We start from the raw sequence: 18,128 nt of genomic DNA, 5'->3' as shown, positions 1-18,128 counted from the left end.
CCCTAAAACCCGCCCAGAATGGCGAGCCTTGCTCAGCGAACATCACCAACGAGATGAAGGCGTCTGGCTGATTAGCTACAAAAAAGCAACGGGCAAACCCTACGTTGGCTATAGCGATGCCGTAGAAGAGGCGCTCTGCTTTGGCTGGATCGACAGCAAACCCAATAGGCTTGACGAGGAGCGCTCGATGCTCTGGTTTGCCCCTCGAAAACCAGGGACGGGCTGGTCTAAGCCGAACAAAGACCGGGTTGAAAGAATGCTCGCTGGCGGGCTGATAATGCCTGCGGGGCTGGCTAAAGTCGAAGCAGCGAAGCAGGACGGCTCATGGAATAGGCTTGATGCCGTTGAGGCGTTGGAGATTCCGCCCGATCTGGCCGACGCATTCGCCGCTTATCCCAATGCCGCCGGGAACTTCGACGCCTTTCCACGGTCTGTAAAACGAGGCATCCTAGAATGGATCATCATCGCCAAAAAGCCCGAAACCCGCGCTAGGCGTATCGAGGAAACCGCTAAACTGGCCGAGGAAAATATTCGCGCCAATCAATGGCGCAAGTAGTGTTTCATTCTATGCCGCTGTTGCAATAAGCTGCTTTTCAACCTCTTCCAACAAGGCAATTACCTGGCCTCTGCTTACGGTTGGAAAGCCGTCTAAAAAATCGTCAATTGTCTCTCCTGCTTTGAGATAGTCCAAAAGCGTTTGTATAGGAACTCTAGTGCCTACAAAAACTGGGGTGCCACCCATAATTTCAAAGGATGGCTAGGCAGCCGGTACGCCAATCCATTCTGGATTCGCCGCCGTTGCATCGAACTGATTGTTGGTCTTGAACGGCTCGTAGCGTCCTGAAGCGGCGGCCTCAGCGGTGCGGGTCAGCAGCGCCTTTACGGTTTCAGCATCCATCGGCTCAAACGTATCTGCAGCCGCGATCGCCTGGTCTAAAATCTCCATGCTGTCGATGCCCGTAATCACGACAGAAGTAGGCAAGTTCAGGGCGTAGTGCAGGCAATCAATGGCGCTGACGGTATTACTTTTCAGGATATGGCCATCGCCCATCGACTTCATCCCCAGTACCCCAATTCCACTTTCGACTAGCGCTGGCAGTACCTGATGCTCAAAGCTGCGAAAGTGGGCATCCATCACGTTCAGGGGCATCTGCACCGTGTCGAAGTGAAAGCTATGCTGTTTAGCCACTTCCAGCATCCGCAGATGGACAAACGGATCTTTATGGCCGGTAAAGCCAATGTAGCGACACTTTCCCGCCTGCTGCGCCTCAAGGAATGCCTCGACTGCTCCCGATTCGGCAAAAATTCGGTCGGGGTCTTCAACTCGAATTACTTCATGGAACTGGAGCAGATCCACATGGTCGGTTTGCAGCCGCTGTAGCGACTCATCGATTTGCTGAGCGGCCAGCTTTTTTGTGCGACCATCAATTTTAGTCATCAAAAACACCTGCTCCCGGTAGCCGTCCCGCAGGGCTTTCCCCATCCGCAGTTCGCTGACGCCGTCGTTATAGTCCCAGCAGTTATCCATAAAGGTAATGCCGCGATCGATGGCCGAGCGAATAATCTTGATGCTTTCCTGTTCATCCTCTTGGTGGCCGATATGGAACCCACCTAGCCCAATTGCCGAAACGGTTTCCTGAGTTTGTCCAAGCGTTCTGTAGAGCATGTTATCTCTTCTCTCCGAAGCAGTTTGCCTCTGGTGATGTCGTACGCTCAAGGTAAATCCGCCGGGTCAGTCAGGGCGTCCGCCTTTAGAAATAGACGCCCCGTCAGCGGGTCGCCTGGGCAATGTCGCCATAGAGCGGGGCAAAGTTTTCCAGCAGCTGTATATACAGCGGCAGCACCTTTTGATATCGTTTGACATTCTCTGGGATAGGCCGGTGGCGGTGGGTTTCGCCGATCATGTCCGACACGCGCTCCAGGTTAGAAATTCGTCCCAGGGCATAAAGGCCCAAAACCGCTGCGCCGAAGCAGGAGCTTTCGTAGGTTTCAGGGATCGTCACCGCCCGGTCAAAAACATCGGCCAGCATCTGCCGCCATAGAGTAGAGCGGGCAAAGCCCCCCGTCGCCTGAATGCTCTTGGCCGGGCCGACGACATCTTGAAGGGCATCCAAAACGACGTACAGGTTGTAGACAATGCCCTCCAGCACGGCTCGGATCAGGTGAGCCTTATTATGATTTAGCGCCAGCCCAAAGAAGCTGCCCCGGGCGTTGGCATCCCACAGCGGCGCTCGCTCTCCAGCCAGGTAGGGATGAAAAATTAGGCCGTCGGAACCGGCGGGGACGGTAGCCGCGATCGCGGTCAGAATATCGTAGGGATCTTTTTGCAGCAACCGTGCCGTATTGGCTTCTGCATCGGCGATGTGGTCGCGCACCCAGCGAAGGGCGATGCCGCCGTTGTTGGTCGCCCCGCCAATCACCCAGTGGTTTTCCGTTAGGGCGTAGCAAAACAGCCGTTCGTTCTCGTCGGTTTGGGGATGGTCGAGCACCGCCCGCACCGCGCCGCTGGTGCCCACGGTAACCGCCACGACCTCGGGGGTAATTGCCCCCACCCCTAGGTTGGCCAAAACCCCGTCGCTGGCCCCGATCACGACGGGAACACCGGTAGGCAGCCCCATGCTATCAGCCGCCTCTGCCGTCATGTCTTTGAGAATGTGGGTCGTGGACACCAGCTGCGACAGCTGTTCTGGTTTTACCCCAGTGAGTTCTAGCGCCTCCGCATCCCAGTCCATTGCTTTCATATTGAATAGGCCAGTGGCATTGGCGATGGAGTGATCCACAACATACTGCTTGAACCAGCGGTAAAGCACATATTCTTTAATTGAGATAAATTTGGCCGCCTGCTGAAACAGCTCGGGCCGGTCGTAGCGTAGCCACATCAGCTTCACCAATGGCGACATCGGATGAATAGGCGTACCGGTGCGGCGGTAGAGATCGTGGGCATCGCACTGCTGCCGGATTTTGCTGACCCAGGGAGCACTGCGGCGGTCGGCCCAGGTAATGCTGTTGGTGAGCGGCAGGCCCTCGTCATCGACGGCGATCAGGCTGTGCATCGCAGTGCTAAAGGACAGGCCGATGAGGGCTTTTAGCTTGTCGGCCTGGTGCGCTACGACTGTCCGAACGCTCTGGACGACGGCCTGATAAATTTCCTCGGGGTATTGTTCCTGGACGTCGGGCTGGGGCGAAACTAGGGGATAGCCCACCGCATGCTGATCGACGGCCTCCCCATCCGAAGTGAACAGCACGGCTTTGGTACTTGTGGTACCAATATCGACGCCGATGACATATTCCGGTTCCGTCATGACTTTGAAGGGACTGTAGGGCGATTCGAGATCAGGCGCTAATCAAAATACTGCACAACATCCGCGGTCTCATACCGCACCTTGGCTAGGTCGGCATACTTATCATCCTCAGCCCGATAGCCCGCCGTGCAGAGTACAGTTGCAGCGTAGCCCTGCTCTGACAGCCCCAGAATTTCATCAAATTTGCTGGGGACAAAACCTTCCATCGGGCAGGCGTCGATGCCCAGCAGCGCCGCGCTGTAGAGGAAAAAGCCCAGGGCGATGTAGAGCTGCTTAGCCGACCAGGCGTCGGGCTCTAGCGGGTATGGGGGATCTTTCAGGTAGCCCTTGATCATATTTTCTAGGCCCTCCAGCTGGTCTTTTGGCATCTGGCGGACTTCGGCCACGCGGTCAATGTAGGGGTCTACATCGCTGGCGTTAATGCCGGTTTTGATAGCCAAAACCACTAGGTAAGCGGCATCGACGACCTGAGACTGGCCCCAGGCGTGCTCCAGCAGCTGCTGCCGCAGTTCGGGTTTGCGGATGACAAAAAACTTCCAGGGCTGCATGCCAAAGGAGGACGGCGCCAGCAACAGGCTTTGCTCCAGAGCCTTCCAGGCGTCGTCTGAAATTTCTTTGTCGGGGTCGAATTTTTTCGCAGCGTAGCGCCAGTTCAGCCGCTGGATAATCTGGTCGGGAGTCAGGTCAGGCGTATCCATAATGATGCAGGTGAATAAAAGCCACTCAAATTATGACAGGTCAGGAATGGGCTAAGTCAGTCATCACCTCGATTCGCTAATTTAATGTCCTCGCTGACAGGCCGCTACAAAACCTCGAATCAGCAGGTGAGGTCGCTCGGCGGTAGAAGCGGTTTGGGGGACGAAGAGGCTGGCAATGTAGAAAGGATGCGCAGCAGTTTGTAGTTCAAAAATGCGGGGTTCGCCGTCCTGGTCCAGGCCGGTAATTTTCAGGCCTGCGGATTCAATTGAATTACGATAGATCGGGTTAATGCCGAAGTTGCAGTAGTATTCCTCCACCGCAGTTTCAGTCCCGTAAAGCTGCCGGGCCATAGTACCGGACTGGATGTGAACCATCATCTTTTTCCCGGCAATCACGCATTCCAGCGGCGTCAGCACCAGTCGGGGCGCGGTGGGGTCAAATTCGGCGCTGTTGGCGTCAGCGTAGCCGAGCACATGCCGGGCGAACTCCAGCACGGCGTATTGAAAGCCGCCGCAGGTGCCCAAAAAAGGAATTCCCTGCTCGCGGGCGACCCGAATGCCCTGAAGCGTCCCTTCGATTGCTTGCACGTCACCCGGCCCGCCCCAAATGCCGTCAAACTGTTGCAGTTTTTCGACGGTTTCAGACGATAGCAGCGACTCGCTGGAAAACCAGGCTGTTTCTACAGAAACGCCAAGGACGCTAGCGGCGTGCTGGAGCGCTGGTTCAATCGTGACCTGGGGCGGAAAGTTGGGCAGGGCATCGGCAAGGATAGCAACTTTGATAGCCATTTTGTTCGTTTCATTGGCAACAACCTTCAAAGCATAGCCAGCAGGATAAAATGAATCAAATTTATTTTAGTAACTCTAGAAATGAATAAAATTCATATTACTCTGGCTCAGCTCCAGGCGTTTGCCACTGTCGCTGAGGTTGGCAGCTTTACAATCGCCAGCGAGCGGCTGGGGATGACCCAGTCTGCCATTAGCCACTCCATTGCCAACCTGGAAAAAGGGCTCCAGGTAACGCTGCTGGAACGCGGCAATCGTTCGCGCCGCGTCACCAGAGTCAATCGTGCCGGAAGCGATCGCAACTCGACTCAGCTCACCGAAATCGGTCATCGGGTACTATTCTTGGCTCAAACCATGCTGGCCGGGGCCGAGCAGATCTATCAGGAAACAGCGGCGGTGGTAGGGCTGGCTACCGGCAAGGTGCGGCTCGGCAGCTTCCCCAGCGTTTCTGCCCGAATTTTGCCCAAGCTGCTGCGGCAGTTTCAGCAGCGCTATCCCGGCATTGAGGTCGTGCTGTTTGAGGGCACCGATGACGAAGTTCGGGATTGGATACAGACTCGGGTAATCGATGTCGGCGTTGTGGCTTTACCGGCTGAGGGATTTGACCTCTTTCCGATTGTAGCAGACGACTTCAAAGCCATCGTCTCGGCAGAGCACGAGCTAGCCGACCGCGATTCAGTTCACATTCGCCAGCTGGCCTCAGCGCCCTTCATTCTCTCCAAGGCAGGTTGCGGCCCGGTCATCTTAGACCTGTTTCGCCGGGTAAAGCGAGTTCCCCAGATTCAGTTCGAAATTGCCGATATGCGTACCCTATTTGCCATGGTGCAGGAGAATATGGGCGTCACCATTGCGCCAGAGCTGGCGTTGCCCCAAGACCTAACCGGTCTTAGCGTCCTGGAACTTGAGCCCAAGCAGACCCGTCAGCTGGCTTTTGGGGTGCTCTCTAACGCCAATGCGACACCCGCCGTGAGAGCCTTCCTTGACTCTGTGAAGACTAGCTTGTAATCTACGCGACATAGTTTCAACTAAGAATATTCGTCTATCCGTACGGTTGAGCGGGTTTGGGGATGATAGTGCTGCGCTATACTACCTGGACTGTATTGGCCTGACGCTATTAGCCAGACCCCGATGGCTCTGAATTAACTGGGCTGAGCCGTTTCTACCTAGCCGCACTATCTCTGGCGATAAGAGTGAGTCCCCCATGCGATATTCGGCAGGCTTGAAAGAGTTCAAAAAGTTTAAGGGGTTCAAAGGGTTTATTGTCATCGTGCTGCTGTTGGGCATTTGCTTTCGGCTGGTGGGGTTGGATAGCAAAGCCTACTGGCATGATGAAGTCTATACAACGCTGCGGGCGGTAGGCTATACCCGGGCCGAGTTTGACCAGGAGGTGTTTCAAAACCAGGTGCTGACGGTACCTGACCTCCAGAAGTATCAGCAGCTTAAGCCCGGCAGCAGCGTAGTCGATACGATTGACTCCTTGGCTCTAGAAGATCCGCAGCATCCGCCCCTCTATTTCATCCTGGCACGCTTTTGGCTGGAGGCATTTGGCAACTCGGTTCTGGCCTCTCGGGTTTTACCGGCCTTGCTCAGCCTGCTCAGCCTGCCGCTGATCTACCTGCTGGCGATGGAGCTGTTCGCCGCGCCCGGTGTAGCGCTGCTGGCGACGGCGCTGCTGGCTTTTTCTCCATTGGATATCTTATTCGCCCAGATCGCTCGCCAGTATGGGCTGCTAGCGGCGGTTGGGATGGGTTCTAGCTGGCTGCTACTGCGATCGCTGCGGCAGCCCGGACGGCTCAACTGGGGACTGTACGCCCTGAGCGTCGCCGCTGGCTTTTATACCCACGTTTTATTCGCGATTAATCTCTTTGCCCACGCGGCCTATGTGCTGATTCTAGAGCAGTTTGAACCAGTAGAACCGCCGGTGGACAAACCCGCCGGCCCGCTTTCGGAGCGGACAGTTGCCCCACCGCGATCGCGCCGCTTCCGTCTGCTGGCTCAGTTTGCGATCGCCGTAGCCGCTGCCCTAATTCTGTACGGTCCCTGGCTCGCAGTACTATTGGGCAACTATCAGCGGGCCTTTGCCGCCACCAGCTGGACCAGCGCCAACGTGCCGCTACCCTTCATGCTCAAGCAGTGGATGCTCCACTTTACGGCCCCGTTTGTAGACCTGCATTTTGGCTTTGACAATGCCTGGACGTTTATCCTGCGAGTTTCGTTTGTGCTGCTGATTGGGCTGGGCCTGTATTGGGTTTACCGCAGTACGCCGCCTTGGACCTGGCTGTTTGTGTTCAGCTCCATTGGGCTGCCGTTTCTGGCCCTGGCCCTGCCCGACCTGATACTGGGGGGAATGCGGTCTGCGATCGCGCGCTATCTGATTCCCTGCTATGCCGGGGTGCAGCTGGCGGTGGCCTACTTTTTGGCGATTTCACTGACCCACAGACGCGCGATTGGCCAGTGGATTTTAGCCTTTGTCTTCACCAGCAGCATTATCTCCATCAGCGCCAGCGCCACCTCGAATACCTGGTGGCATCTGGAAACCAGCTATACCAATCCTGCGGTACTAGAGGTGCTCAACGCCCGGCCCTCGCCGCTGGTGGTCAGCGATCGGGGCGAGGGCGACACCAACCCGGGCGACCTGCTGGCGCTGAGCTATGGGCTGAAGGATAGCGTCCGCCTGTTTGGGGTGGGCGAACCGGCAGATCTGGAGGCGCTAGAATCTGAGTCAGATCTGTATGTCTTCCGGCCTTCGGCACCGCTGCGGGCCGCGCTAGAAGAGCAGGGCTGGCAGCTTCAGGAGGTTGTTTGGTTTGGCACCCTCTGGCAAGCTAGTAGGGCCTAACCCCATCCCGATCCGATGACCCGTCTCTTTCGCCCAGCCGTCAATGCGATGCGGGGCTATGTCCCCGGTGAGCAGCCCAAGCCCGGGTCGCCCATTCTCAAGCTCAACTCGAATGAAAACCCCTACCCGCCTTCTCCTAAGGCGATGGCGGCGCTGCGATCGCTCGACTCGGAACGGCTGCGGCGCTATCCTGATCCGTTTGCCCGCGAATTTTGTCAGGCCGTCAGCGACGCGCTGGATGTCCCTGCCGACTGGGTGATTGTCGGTAACGGCAGCGACGACCTGCTGAATCTTTTGATCCGGGCCTGTGCCGAGGACGACACCCGCCAGGTGGTCTATCCCATGCCCACCTACGTGCTTTACCGGACGCTGGCGGAAATTCAGTCTTCCCGCGCGGCTGAGGTGCCCTACGCCGATGATTTTAGGCTGCCGCTGGAAGCCCTGGTCGCGGCTGCGGGAGCCGTGACCCTGATTGCCACACCCAACAGCCCGTCGGGTCACTGCGTCCCCATAGCGGAATTACGTCAGCTGGCCCAGCGCCTGCCAGGGATTCTAGCGATCGATGAAGCCTATGTGGACTTTGCCGACCAGACGCCGCTGGCGCTGGTCAGAGAATTCGACAATGTGATTGTGCTGAGGACGCTTTCTAAGGGCTATTCGCTAGCGGGGCTGCGGCTGGGATTCGCGATCGCAAACCCCAGCCTACTCTCGGGTCTCTTTAAGGTGAAGGATAGCTACAACGTGGATGCGGTTGCGATCGCGGTCGGTGCCGCCGCTATTCGCGACCAGGCTTACAAAAATCACTGCGTCGCTCAGATCCGGACGGCCCGAACCCAGCTCGCTACTACCCTGGAACAGCTCGGTTTCACGGTCTGGCCGTCACAGACTAATTTTCTACTGGTGCGGCCAGCCGGGGCTAAAGCTGAAACCCTCTATCAGCAGCTTAAAAGCCAAAACATCCTGGTGCGCTACTTCAATCAACCGGGCTTAGATGACAAGCTGAGAATTACTATCGGCACTGGCGAACAAAACCATACCCTAGTCCAGGCAATTAACGGTTTGCTAGGCTAATGGACTCAAACTGGCGGCTAATTCCCCTAATGGATGGGGCTGGCGAGCTGCATATGGCCATCGACCGGTGGCTGCTTAACCAGCAGCAGCCCTGCCTGCGCTTTTATACCTGGCAGCCTGCGGCCATTTCGCTGGGCTACCACCAGCGCCAGTGGCCGCAGCATTGGCGATCGATCTCCTGGCGGGGCCAGCCCATCGACCTATTGCGCCGACCCACGGGCGGCAGGGCCGTGCTACATCAGGGTGAGCTGACCTATGCGCTGATTACGCCCGTCGGTCAGGGCAGCCGCAGGGCAGTCTATCAGGCGCTATGCCAGTTTTTGATCCTGGGCTGGCGGCGACTGGGGATAACGCTGGATTTTGGCACCGCTCGCGGGCGCGATCGCGATTCTCCCGACTGCTTTGGCACAGCGACGGCGGCCGACCTGGTGACGCCGGCAGGCTACAAACTGATCGGCAGCGCTCAGGTCTATCGGCAGGGCTACGTTTTGCAGCACGGTTCGATGCGGCTACAGCCCTCGGCGGAGCTGTTTGAGCGGGTGTTTGGAAGCGCGATCGCGTCCCCGCCGCTGCCCCCTCACCTGAAACAGTTAACATTAGAGCAGCAGCATATGCTGATCGAAGATGCTTTAACAGAGGCAGCGGCGGCTTGCTTCGAGGTCATTCTGCAAGCTAGGCCTCTGTCAGTAGTAGAAATTTCAGCGGCCCAAGCCTGGGCAAAAAAAGCTACTAACTTGACCTGCTAGATTGAGACAATTTCAATTCAAACCGCGAACCAACCTATGAACCGCAATCAACTGTTATCTAGAATTTCTATCGATCCGAATATCTGTTTCGGTAAACCTTGTATTAAAGGGCATCGAATTTGGGTTTCACTCATACTTGATTTTCTAGCTAGTGGAATGTCAATCTCAGAACTACTGGAAGAATATCCCGGCTTAGAATCCGCTGATATTTATGCCTGTATTGCCTATGGCGCGGAAATGTCGCGGGAGCGATATGTTGAAATTCCTCTGGAGTCTGGAGTTTGAAGCTAAAGCTGGATGAAAACTTAGGGCAGCGCGGCTTCAATTTGCTGCAAACAGCAGGACACGATGTGATGACTGTCAGCAGTCAAAATCTCACTTCTGCAGCGGACGAAGAGCTTATTCAAATTTGTCAAGCAGAGCAACGCTGCCTTGTTACCCTCGACCTTGATTTTAGCAATCCCCTTCGCTTCGATCCTAAAAACTACGGCATTGCTGTTTTGAGACTGCCTGGCAAGCCTTCTCCTCAAGACTTGAAGGATGCCATGCAGACTTTGATTAAGGGTTTAACGAAAGAGGGGATTGAGGGTCAGCTTTGGATTATTCAGCGTGGAAAGATCCGAATTTATCAGCAGAACATGTGAGTTGTCGAAGACTTTACGACCTATGTATATCGGTTTAATCTTGACTTGCAATAAACGTCAAAACGTCTTCGCACCACTGTAGCCAGGCTTCCTCGTAGGCGATGCCGCGCTTGAGGGTGAGGTATTTGAACTGAAGCTCGGTAGAGGGCTCGGGTTTTGATAAGAAGTCTTCCTGGATTTGGTGGTAGTGGTCGAGTTGGGCCTGGTGGAGGGCCTGACGGTGGTGTAGCTCCAGCCGCAGCAGCTCGCGGGGCATTTTGTGGCCGATCAGCACTTTGACCAGCAGATCTTCCCGCATCCGGGTGGGTTCGGTAGGTTCGGCATACCAGTCGGTGAGTGTCGTCCAGCCTACGTCTGTGATGTGGTAGACCTTTTTGTCGGGTTTGCCGGTCTGGGCTACTTTTTCAGCGCTCACCCAGCCCTGGGACTCCATTTTCGAAAGCTCCCGGTAGACCTGCTGCTGGGTCGCCTTCCAATAGCAGCTCAGCCCTTCGTCGAAGCGCTTGCTGATGTCGTAGCCGCTGTCGGGGTGCTGAGCCAGCAGCGCCAGGATGGTATGGGCTAGAGCCATAAAAATAATACATTGACATATCCAACATGTTGAGTATAACCTGTGGAGGTATAGCCAACATGTTGAATATCAGCTTGCTGGCTACGGCTTTTCTGGATACGCCTATGGTTTCCCCAGCATCTGATCCCGTCGCGAATTTCCGCTCTATCGCTAAGCGCTTTGACCGGCGTTGGTTTTGGCTGCTGCCCCTGCTGGCAGGAGCGGTGCTGATAGCGCCGAAAATAATCTCTAAACCGGCGGCTGAAACCTCAGCCCCGGTTGAAGTTCTGCCCGTGCAGACTCAAATCTTAGACCCGGCTAGCGAATATCAGGTCGAGCGGACCTACACCGGCGAGATCACGGCTCGGCGCAGCAGCGAGCTGGGGTTTGAGCAGGCCGGGACGCTAGTGAAAGTGCTAGTGGAGGAGGGCGATACGGTCGCGGCGGGCGATCCCATTGCCCGCTTGGATACCCGCAGCCTACAGACCCAGCGTCAGCAGCTGGAAGCCCAGCGACGACAGGCGCTCGCCCGGGCTCAGGAACTCCAGCGCGGCCCGCGCCAGGAAGACATCGCCGCTGCCGCCGCTGCCGTGCAAGACCTCCAGGCCCAGGTCGATTTGGCTCGCCTCCAGCAGCAGCGGCGGGAAAATCTCTACGCCCAAGGCGCAATTTCCCAGGAAGAGCGGGATGAAAAGGCCTTCAACGCCAGTGCCTTGGAGAATCGGCTGAGCCAGGCCCAGAGCCAGCTCGATGAGCTAAAGGCCGGAACCCGGGTGGAGCAGGTGAACGCTCAGGATGCTGAGGTCGATCAGATTGACGCCAGCCTCAGCAGCGTTGACGTATCGCTTTCCAAAAGTACGATCTATGCCCCTTTTGACGGTCGGGTTTCGCAGCGGCTGATCGATGAGGGCACCGTAGTGGGCGCGGGTCAGGCCGTGGTGCGACTGGTGGAAGGCGAGGCGCTAGAGGCTCGCATTGGCGTTCCTGCCAATCAGGCCGACGCGATCGCGCCGGGCAGCCCGCAGACGGTTGAGGTCAACGGCCAGTTCTTTAGCGCTACCGTTACCGCGCTGCTGCCCGAGCTAGACGAAACTAGTCAGACGGTAACGGTCGTCCTGGCCCTGCCCGCCGAGGCTCAACCGACGATTGGGGCCACAGCGCGCCTGATATTGCAGGATCAGCAGTCCGAAACGGGCTACTGGCTACCGACGACTGCGCTGGTCGCAGGCGATCGCGGTCTCTGGTCGGCCTATGTGCTGACTGAGCCAGAGGAGCCAGCAGCCGATGGGCATCGGGTAGCTCGACGCGAGGTCGAAGTGCTCTACACCGAGGGCGATCGCGCTTTTGTCCGCGGCCTGCTCCAGCCGGGTGAGGAAGTCGTCACTAGCGGCACTCATCGCATTGTTCCAGGCCAGCTTGTGCAGAACCAAAATTGATTAAGTTCTACCATGTTTAACCTCTTTTTTCGCAACCGGCAGCTGCTGTTTCTCACCCTGACGCTGATTGTTGTATGGGGAATCTCGTCTTTCTTTACCCTGCCCCGGCTGGAAGATCCCGAAATTGTCCAGCGGGTTTCAACTGTTACTACGGTCTTTCCCGGCGCTAGCGCTGAGCGAGTCGAATCTCTGATTACCGATAAGATTGAAGAAGAACTCTCAGACATCGAAGAGATTGACGTCATCCGCTCTTCCTCCAGCCCTAGCCTCTCAGTGGTCACGGTAGAGCTAAAGGAGACCGTCGCTAACGTAGACCCGGTCTGGTCGCGGGTGCGCAGTCAGCTGGACGATGTGATTCCCCAGCTGCCCCCGGAGGCCAGCAAGCCTGAGTATGAAGACCAGGAAGTCAAGGCCAGCGCGCTGATTGTGGGGCTGACCTGGGAGCTGGATGCGCCGCTCAACTACGCCATTTTAGGGCGGGTGGCTGAAGCGCTGGAAAGCGAGCTGCGCAATCTGCCTGGAACGGACAGTGTCAAGCTCTTTGGCGAGCCGGATGAAGAGATTCGGGTGGAGATTAGCCAGGCCGACTTAGCTCGGCTGAACATTACGGCGCAGGGGCTGTCACAGCAGATTGCAGCCAGCGATGCCAAGGTCTCCGCCGGTGAGCTGCGCGGCGATGAGACGGAGCTGCTGTTTGAGGTCGATAGCGCGCTCGATTCGCTAAACCGGATTCGGACGATTCCGATTCAGGTTGGGAGCGGCGGTCAGGTTGCCCAGCTGGGGGACATTGCCCTGGTGACTAAAGGCGTGCAGACGCCCGTCTCTGACCTGGCGCTGGTAGACGGGCGGCCCGCCATCGTGCTCTCTGCCACGGTGGAGGCTGACTACCGAGTGGACCTGTGGGCGGAGCAGGCGCGGCAAACCCTAACGGCGTTTACCGCCGAACTGTCAGAAGGGTTGGGGCTGCATACTGTGCTCGACCAGAGCCACTATGTGCAACAGCGGCTCAACGGCGTGGTGGGCAATCTGATTTTGAGTTCTGGCCTGGTGATTGGGGTTTCGCTGCTGATCCTGGGCTGGCGCTCGGCCCTGATCGTTGGAACGGCGCTGCCGCTATCGGTGCTAATGGTGTTCGGCAGCATGAAGGGGCTGGGCATTCCGCTGCACCAGATGTCGGTGACGGGGCTGATCATTGCCCTGGGGCTGCTGATCGACAATGCCATCTTGGTGGTGGACGAGGTGCGTTCGCACCTCCAGAGCGGCAGCCGTCCGGCAGCGGCGGTGGGTGACACGGTGAAGTATCTGGCGGTGCCGCTGCTGGCTTCGACCCTGACGACGGTGCTGGCGTTTGTGCCGATTGCCACCTCACCCGGCGGTACGGGTGAATTTATCGGCACGATTGGCACCACCGTCATCCTGGCCCTGCTGAGCTCGCTGGCGCTATCGCTGACGGTGATTGCAGCCCTAGCTGGGCTAGTCTATCGCTGGCGACCTCTGCTATCCGCCAGCGGCTGGTGGGTTGGCGGCTGGGCCAATGCGCAGCTTTCCCGGCTGTATGAGCGCAGCCTGCGGGCGGTATTGCGGCGGCCCGTCTGGGGCGTAGCGCTGGCTTTGGTGCTGCCCGCGATTGGCTTTGTGCAGTTTGCCAGCCTGCCGCAGCAGTTCTTTCCGCCGACAAATCGGGACCAGTTTCAAATCGAGCTAGAGCGACCGACGACTAGCGCGATCGCGCCCACCCGCGAGCAGGCCCTGCAAATTCGCGAGCTGATTCGTCAGCATCCCGCCGTCAGCAATGTCCATTGGTTCTTAGGCAAGAGCGCCCCGTCGTTTTTTTACAACGTCACCGGCAGCCGTCGCAACGCCGCTGACTACGCCCAGGGCATCGTTCAGCTCAGCTCAGCGCAAACTATCCGTCAGATCATCCAAACCCTCCAGCAGCAGCTAGATGCAGCTTTCCCCGACGCTCAGATTCTGGTCATGCAGCTGGAGCAGGGGCCGCCCTTTGACGCGCCGCTGGAAGTGAGGCTCTACGGCCCAGATATCGAGCAGCTCAGAAGTCTGGGCAACCAGCTGCGGCTGCGGCTGTCCCAGTTCCCGGCGGTGACTCACACTCGGGCCACGCTCACCGAGTCAGCCCCGAAGCTGGCACTGGCGGTCGATGAAGCGGCAGCCCGGCGGGTGGGGTTGGACAACGGCGCGATCGCGGCTCAGCTCAGCACGCTGCTCGACGGCAGCCTGGGCGGCTCTGTTCTAGAAGCGACTGAAGACATTCCAGTGCGGGTCCGCCTGCCCGATGCTGAACGAGGCAACCTGGACCGGATTGCCTCACTCGACCTGCTGACCCCGAGTGGCAGTACCGTGCCCCTTTCAGCCGTAGCTTCGGTATCTCTAAGGCCAGAAATTAATACTATCGCCCGACGCAATCAGCAGCGGGTCAATACGGTGCAGGGCTTTATCACCGCCGGCGCGCTGCCCAGCACGGTGCTGGCCGAGTTCCAGACAGCGCTGGAGACCAGCGGCTTTGAGCTGCCTGCGGGCTATCGGCTAGACTACGGCGGTGAGGCCGACGCCCGGGGCACTGCCGTCGCCAATCTGCTCTCTACAGTGGGCGTCTTGTTAATCTTAATGACGGCGACGCTGGTACTGTCGTTCAACTCCTTTGCCCTGGCCGGGCTGCTGGCGGCGGTCGCGATCGCGGCGGTCGGGCTAGCCGCCATGGCGCTCTGGCTGTTTGATTCTCTTTTCGGCTTCACCGCCATCCTGGGCACGCTGGGGCTGATTGGCCTGGCAATCAACGACTCGATCGTGGTGCTGGCAGCGCTGCAAGATGACCCCCTGGCTCGGCTAGGAGATGTGGCGGCCACGCAGCAGGTGGTGCTCAAGGCAACCCGCCATGTGGTGGCAACCACGCTCACTACAATTGTTGGATTTGTGCCGCTGATGCTCGACCCCACCGGATTCTGGCCGCCGCTGGCGATCGCGATCGCGGGCGGCCTGGGCGGTGCTACCCTGCTGGCGCTCTACTTCATTCCCTCAGCCCATCTGCTGCTCTTGAATTTCTCCAAAAAGCGGCCTGACTTTAGGCCAGCCGCGTGATGCGGTGGTCGAAAATAGCAGGCTGACGTTAGAGGAAGTCATCAGGATTGAGGCCCTGTGCTCTGAGCCGGGCCTTGAGTGCCGCCAGCTCAGCTGCTACATCGTTTGCCCTTTGCTGTTCAGCTTCTGCCTGCTGCCTAGCCAGCTCTTCTCCGGTAGGCAGCCATTGACCGTCTTCGCCGTACCAGCGCAGCCATCGCCGCTCAGATTGCTGGTGAGTGCCGGGCCGGTAGGTGCCGTACCATAGCCCCAAACCCAATTTTAGCTCCGGTATCCAAAGGCGATGGTTGGGCAGCGCCTGTCGCTGATACTGGCCTGCTTCTAGCTTGAATACCCTAAGTTCGTTGATATAGCGATTGAATACAACATAGTAGGGCACCTGTAAAATCTGCTCGTAAACTGTCCACTTCGTAGGCGGACCGCCCGGCTGAGCCGTTGTTTCACCCAGATCTTCGGCTTCTGTCCCGGGTGAAATCAGCTCGACGATGATAAAGGGATTCACCGCTTCCTGCCAGGCGACATAGCTCAGTCGCAGATCCTGCTGCTCTCCATATAGGAAAGGAATCCCTACTGCCAGAAACCAATCAGGCCGCTTGTGCCAGAGGCGGTTGTCTGGGTCGTAGTAGATATTTAAATCGCTGGCCGTAAAATATTCGCCCTCGGTATAGTCCTGTAGCCTCAGCGTCTCGCTTAGAAATTGGGGCTGCAAGTCGTGATAGGTGTCGGGCAAACCGGGCTCCTCAGGAAACTCACTCGGCAGATCGTACATCGTCGGCAGCAGATGACGAGGCACCCGAGGAGGCCTCGTGGGGTTGAGGAGGCGATCGCTTGGTCGAGTAAAGGTCACGGGTATCACCTGGCGCTGCTTCCCAATTATACGAAACTCTGAGCAGGCAAATTTTACCTGGCAAACGCTAGGGGCAGCCCCCTGCTTTAGCGCCCCCTCTAAGTCATCTCAGGCTGCTTCCCGGAGGACATACCCAACGCCTCGAACGGTTTGAATCAGTCGAGGGTCGTCGTCACCGGCTTCTAGCTTTTGTCGCAGGTAGCGAATGTAAACCTCGATGCGGCTATTATAACAGGCACGGCTAGGGCATCTCGAAACGCTGGATGTTTTGATTTAGCTGAATCAGCCGACAAGTGCATTGGTAACCAAACAGAATGGCCAATACTACAGATGTCTGTTGCCCGTGGTCAGAAGCGCTTATGGGATTCACCGGCAGTCAGGTGCCTTTTGGAGGGAGCATCAGACCAGCCGGTCAGCAATTTTGCCGCGAACGGCTGAAATGGCCACGCTGCGGGGTGAGGCAAGATAGTTTTGGGCGCTGGGGTCGCCGCTGCGGCCTTTGAAATTGCGGTTGGTGGCATAGATGCCCACTTCGGCCTTGCCCAAGACGCCTTGGCCTGCGTTGATACAAGCCCCGCAGCCGGATTTCAAGACCTGCCCTCCGGCCGTGCTAAAGGTGTCCAAATAGCCTAGCGACTCGGCCTGCTGCCGTATCTCTTGAGAGGCCGGGACCACAAACAGGCTGACTTCTGGGGCCACCCGCTGGCCTTTGAGCACAGCGGCGGCCTGGGCTAGGTCAGAGAGTTTACCGCCGGTGCAGGAGCCGATAAAGGCTCGGGTAATCGGGACTTCCTTCAGGTCGGCAATCTGCATCACCTGGTCTGGCTTGGGCGGGCAGGCAACCTGCGGTTTTAGTTCGCTGAGGTCAAAGCTGTAGGTTTGGACGTATTCGGCGTCGGGGTCACCCACGATCGCGCTCCAATCCGCCTTCGTCCGCGATTCCAAATAGGCTCGGGTCACCGCGTCCACCGGCATCAGGCCGCAGACCGCGCCGCACTCCACCGTCATATTAGACAGGGTCATCCGCTCATCCATATTCAGCTGAGCGATGACGCTACCGCCAAACTCAATCACCTTGCCTGTCGCGCCGTCACAGCCGAGCTCGCCCAGAATAAACAGCATAATATCCTTGGCGCTAAGCTCGGGCGGCAGCGTTCCAGAAAGCTCAATCCGTAGCGTCTCGGGTACCCGTATCCACAGCTCTCCGGCAGCAAAGATACTGGCCATATCGGTGGTGCCAACGCCTGTGGAGAAACAGCCTAGCGCGCCGTAAGTACAGCTGTGAGAATCCGTTCCCGCGATCACCATGCCCGGACGAATGAATCCCCGCTCCGGCAGCAGCACATGGCAAATTCCCGCCGCCTCGCCGGGAGAAACAATATCGAACAGATGGCAGCCCTGTTCCTGAGCAAACTCCACCATCTGCTGCCGCATCTGCTCCGCTCCGGAGTCGGGACGAATTTCGCTAATTTGGATGAAATGGTCGGCTACCAGCACCACCCGGTCGGTATCCCATAGCCGCGCCTTAAGGCCAAACTGCCGATGGAAAAGCTGGGCGACGGGACCCGCGATCGCGTCGTGAGACATGGCTAAATCAACCCGAGCGAAAACAACTTCCCCCGGCCGCACATAGCGATTGCCAGAAGCCCGCGCCAAGAGCTTTTCAGCCAGCGTCATTGGGCGTGCAGCGGTCTGGCTGGGCGGCAGTTGCAGCTGCTGGTTCAGCCTTTTTTGAGTCAGCGGCAGCAGTCCCCCCGCGGCTAGCAGCGCAGTTACGACCGGTGAGGAAGCGGTTTTAGCTTCGCCGATCTGTTCCAAAGGCAGGCCAATGTTCAAACTGTTGCGATAGAAAATCTCAGCAAAAGACTTAGCCCGCACCAGCTCAATGCCAGCGGCTTTGATCGCAATTGGCGCAAACTCGCGGCTGGAGCCGCAGCCAAAGTTGTTGCCCGCCTCAATCACCCGATAGTTGGAGAGCTGCCCCGCGCCGATCAGATGTTCAAAGGCGTAGTGGGCGAGATAGGCCGGGTCGGCGTTGGTGCCGCGCTGGGCCGGGATGATGTCGTCGGTGTTGATGTCGTCGCCGAGGTGGAGGGTGGGCATGGGGGTAGTG

General features: G+C 57.8%; 17 protein-coding genes and 1 pseudogene. 9 read left to right on the top strand and 9 right to left on the bottom strand.

The window, feature by feature from the left end; translation table 11 throughout:
• Positions 1-556: YdeI/OmpD-associated family protein (locus tag IQ241_RS22470; protein WP_193911560.1), on the top strand; the 556-nt coding region annotated here is incomplete at its 5' end.
• A gap of 9 nt (positions 557-565) precedes the next feature.
• Here the strand turns inward: IQ241_RS22470 and IQ241_RS22465 are convergent.
• The 5 genes from IQ241_RS22465 to IQ241_RS22445 all read right to left on the bottom strand — a co-directional run bounded on the left by IQ241_RS22465 (position 566) and on the right by IQ241_RS22445 (position 4,789).
• Positions 566-742, bottom strand: coding sequence for a DUF433 domain-containing protein (locus IQ241_RS22465; protein WP_193911558.1), 177 nt, complete (start codon positions 740-742; stop codon positions 566-568).
• Between the two features lie 15 nt (positions 743-757).
• Positions 758-1,666 carry an aldo/keto reductase gene (locus IQ241_RS22460; RefSeq protein ID WP_193911556.1) on the bottom strand — a complete coding sequence of 303 codons (909 nt, stop codon included), beginning with the start codon at positions 1,664-1,666 and terminating at the stop codon, positions 758-760.
• A gap of 103 nt (positions 1,667-1,769) precedes the next feature.
• Positions 1,770-3,302, bottom strand: coding sequence for a gluconokinase (gene gntK / locus IQ241_RS22455; RefSeq protein WP_193911554.1), 1,533 nt, complete (start codon positions 3,300-3,302; stop codon positions 1,770-1,772).
• 38 nt (positions 3,303-3,340) lie between these two features.
• Complete coding sequence (locus IQ241_RS22450) at positions 3,341-4,000, bottom strand: NAD(P)H-dependent oxidoreductase (protein WP_193911552.1); 660 nt, start codon at positions 3,998-4,000, stop codon at positions 3,341-3,343.
• An 81-nt stretch (positions 4,001-4,081) separates the two neighbouring features.
• Positions 4,082-4,789 carry a glutamine amidotransferase-related protein gene (locus tag IQ241_RS22445; protein WP_193911550.1) on the bottom strand — a complete coding sequence of 236 codons (708 nt, stop codon included), beginning with the start codon at positions 4,787-4,789 and terminating at the stop codon, positions 4,082-4,084.
• 81 nt (positions 4,790-4,870) lie between these two features.
• On the opposite strand from IQ241_RS22445, the gene IQ241_RS22440 reads away from it, so the two are divergent.
• From IQ241_RS22440 to IQ241_RS22415, 6 genes are all read left to right on the top strand, one after another.
• A complete protein-coding gene (locus IQ241_RS22440) occupies positions 4,871-5,791 on the top strand; it encodes a LysR family transcriptional regulator (protein WP_193911548.1) in 921 nt (306 codons plus the stop codon).
• Between the two features lie 196 nt (positions 5,792-5,987).
• Complete coding sequence (locus IQ241_RS22435) at positions 5,988-7,625, top strand: glycosyltransferase family 39 protein (RefSeq protein ID WP_193911546.1); 1,638 nt, start codon at positions 5,988-5,990, stop codon at positions 7,623-7,625.
• 15 nt (positions 7,626-7,640) lie between these two features.
• On the top strand, positions 7,641-8,696 hold the full coding sequence (gene hisC / locus IQ241_RS22430; protein WP_193911544.1) for a histidinol-phosphate transaminase: 1,056 nt from the start codon (positions 7,641-7,643) through the stop codon (positions 8,694-8,696).
• Positions 8,696-9,442 (top strand): lipoate--protein ligase family protein, encoded by a 747-nt coding sequence (locus tag IQ241_RS22425; RefSeq protein WP_193911542.1) that lies wholly within the window; start codon positions 8,696-8,698, stop codon positions 9,440-9,442. The genes hisC and IQ241_RS22425 overlap by 1 nt, the downstream gene beginning before the upstream one ends.
• Positions 9,443-9,478: 36 nt before the next feature.
• Positions 9,479-9,727 (top strand): DUF433 domain-containing protein, encoded by a 249-nt coding sequence (locus tag IQ241_RS22420; RefSeq protein ID WP_193911540.1) that lies wholly within the window; start codon positions 9,479-9,481, stop codon positions 9,725-9,727.
• Positions 9,724-10,086 carry a DUF5615 family PIN-like protein gene (locus IQ241_RS22415; protein WP_193911538.1) on the top strand — a complete coding sequence of 121 codons (363 nt, stop codon included), beginning with the start codon at positions 9,724-9,726 and terminating at the stop codon, positions 10,084-10,086. The genes IQ241_RS22420 and IQ241_RS22415 overlap by 4 nt, the downstream gene beginning before the upstream one ends.
• Positions 10,087-10,120: 34 nt before the next feature.
• Here the strand turns inward: IQ241_RS22415 and IQ241_RS22410 are convergent, their stop codons facing one another.
• Positions 10,121-10,657 (bottom strand): PadR family transcriptional regulator, encoded by a 537-nt coding sequence (locus tag IQ241_RS22410; RefSeq protein ID WP_193911536.1) that lies wholly within the window; start codon positions 10,655-10,657, stop codon positions 10,121-10,123.
• 104 nt (positions 10,658-10,761) lie between these two features.
• On the opposite strand from IQ241_RS22410, the gene IQ241_RS22405 reads away from it, so the two are divergent.
• Together IQ241_RS22405 and IQ241_RS22400 are read left to right on the top strand one after the other, a co-directional pair.
• Positions 10,762-12,072, top strand: a complete 1,311-nt coding sequence (locus tag IQ241_RS22405) for an efflux RND transporter periplasmic adaptor subunit (protein ID WP_193911535.1) — start codon at positions 10,762-10,764, stop codon at positions 12,070-12,072.
• Between the two features lie 12 nt (positions 12,073-12,084).
• Positions 12,085-15,168 (top strand): efflux RND transporter permease subunit, encoded by a 3,084-nt coding sequence (locus IQ241_RS22400; protein ID WP_193911533.1) that lies wholly within the window; start codon positions 12,085-12,087, stop codon positions 15,166-15,168.
• Between the two features lie 28 nt (positions 15,169-15,196).
• Here the strand turns inward: IQ241_RS22400 and IQ241_RS22395 are convergent, their stop codons facing one another.
• The 3 genes and pseudogenes from IQ241_RS22395 to IQ241_RS22385 all read right to left on the bottom strand — a co-directional run bounded on the left by IQ241_RS22395 (position 15,197) and on the right by IQ241_RS22385 (position 18,118).
• Positions 15,197-16,015 (bottom strand): Uma2 family endonuclease, encoded by an 819-nt coding sequence (locus IQ241_RS22395; protein WP_322743750.1) that lies wholly within the window; start codon positions 16,013-16,015, stop codon positions 15,197-15,199.
• A gap of 108 nt (positions 16,016-16,123) precedes the next feature.
• Positions 16,124-16,234, bottom strand: a pseudogene (locus IQ241_RS22390) (winged helix-turn-helix domain-containing protein); the annotation flags it as partial.
• Between the two features lie 180 nt (positions 16,235-16,414).
• Positions 16,415-18,118, bottom strand: a complete 1,704-nt coding sequence (locus IQ241_RS22385) for an aconitase/3-isopropylmalate dehydratase large subunit family protein (RefSeq protein ID WP_193911531.1) — start codon at positions 18,116-18,118, stop codon at positions 16,415-16,417.
• Between the last annotated feature and the right edge of the window lie 10 nt (positions 18,119-18,128).

This window comes from Vasconcelosia minhoensis LEGE 07310 (assembly GCF_015207255.1).
GTDB lineage: Bacteria > Cyanobacteriota > Cyanobacteriia > Phormidesmidales > Phormidesmidaceae > Vasconcelosia > Vasconcelosia minhoensis.
This window is presented reverse-complemented; position numbering and strand designations above follow the sequence as displayed.

Coding starts and splice junctions, on each gene's coding strand:
- IQ241_RS22465 (WP_193911558.1), bottom strand. CDS start 742: ATGGGTGGCACCCCAGTTTTTGTAGGCACTAGAGTTCCTATACAAACG.
- IQ241_RS22460 (WP_193911556.1), bottom strand. CDS start 1,666: ATGCTCTACAGAACGCTTGGACAAACTCAGGAAACCGTTTCGGCAATT.
- gntK (WP_193911554.1), bottom strand. CDS start 3,302: ATGACGGAACCGGAATATGTCATCGGCGTCGATATTGGTACCACAAGT.
- IQ241_RS22450 (WP_193911552.1), bottom strand. CDS start 4,000: ATGGATACGCCTGACCTGACTCCCGACCAGATTATCCAGCGGCTGAAC.
- IQ241_RS22445 (WP_193911550.1), bottom strand. CDS start 4,789: ATGGCTATCAAAGTTGCTATCCTTGCCGATGCCCTGCCCAACTTTCCG.
- IQ241_RS22440 (WP_193911548.1), top strand. CDS start 4,871: ATGAATAAAATTCATATTACTCTGGCTCAGCTCCAGGCGTTTGCCACT.
- IQ241_RS22435 (WP_193911546.1), top strand. CDS start 5,988: ATGCGATATTCGGCAGGCTTGAAAGAGTTCAAAAAGTTTAAGGGGTTC.
- hisC (WP_193911544.1), top strand. CDS start 7,641: ATGACCCGTCTCTTTCGCCCAGCCGTCAATGCGATGCGGGGCTATGTC.
- IQ241_RS22425 (WP_193911542.1), top strand. CDS start 8,696: ATGGACTCAAACTGGCGGCTAATTCCCCTAATGGATGGGGCTGGCGAG.
- IQ241_RS22420 (WP_193911540.1), top strand. CDS start 9,479: ATGAACCGCAATCAACTGTTATCTAGAATTTCTATCGATCCGAATATC.
- IQ241_RS22410 (WP_193911536.1), bottom strand. CDS start 10,657: ATGGCTCTAGCCCATACCATCCTGGCGCTGCTGGCTCAGCACCCCGAC.
- IQ241_RS22405 (WP_193911535.1), top strand. CDS start 10,762: ATGGTTTCCCCAGCATCTGATCCCGTCGCGAATTTCCGCTCTATCGCT.
- IQ241_RS22400 (WP_193911533.1), top strand. CDS start 12,085: ATGTTTAACCTCTTTTTTCGCAACCGGCAGCTGCTGTTTCTCACCCTG.
- IQ241_RS22385 (WP_193911531.1), bottom strand. CDS start 18,118: ATGCCCACCCTCCACCTCGGCGACGACATCAACACCGACGACATCATC.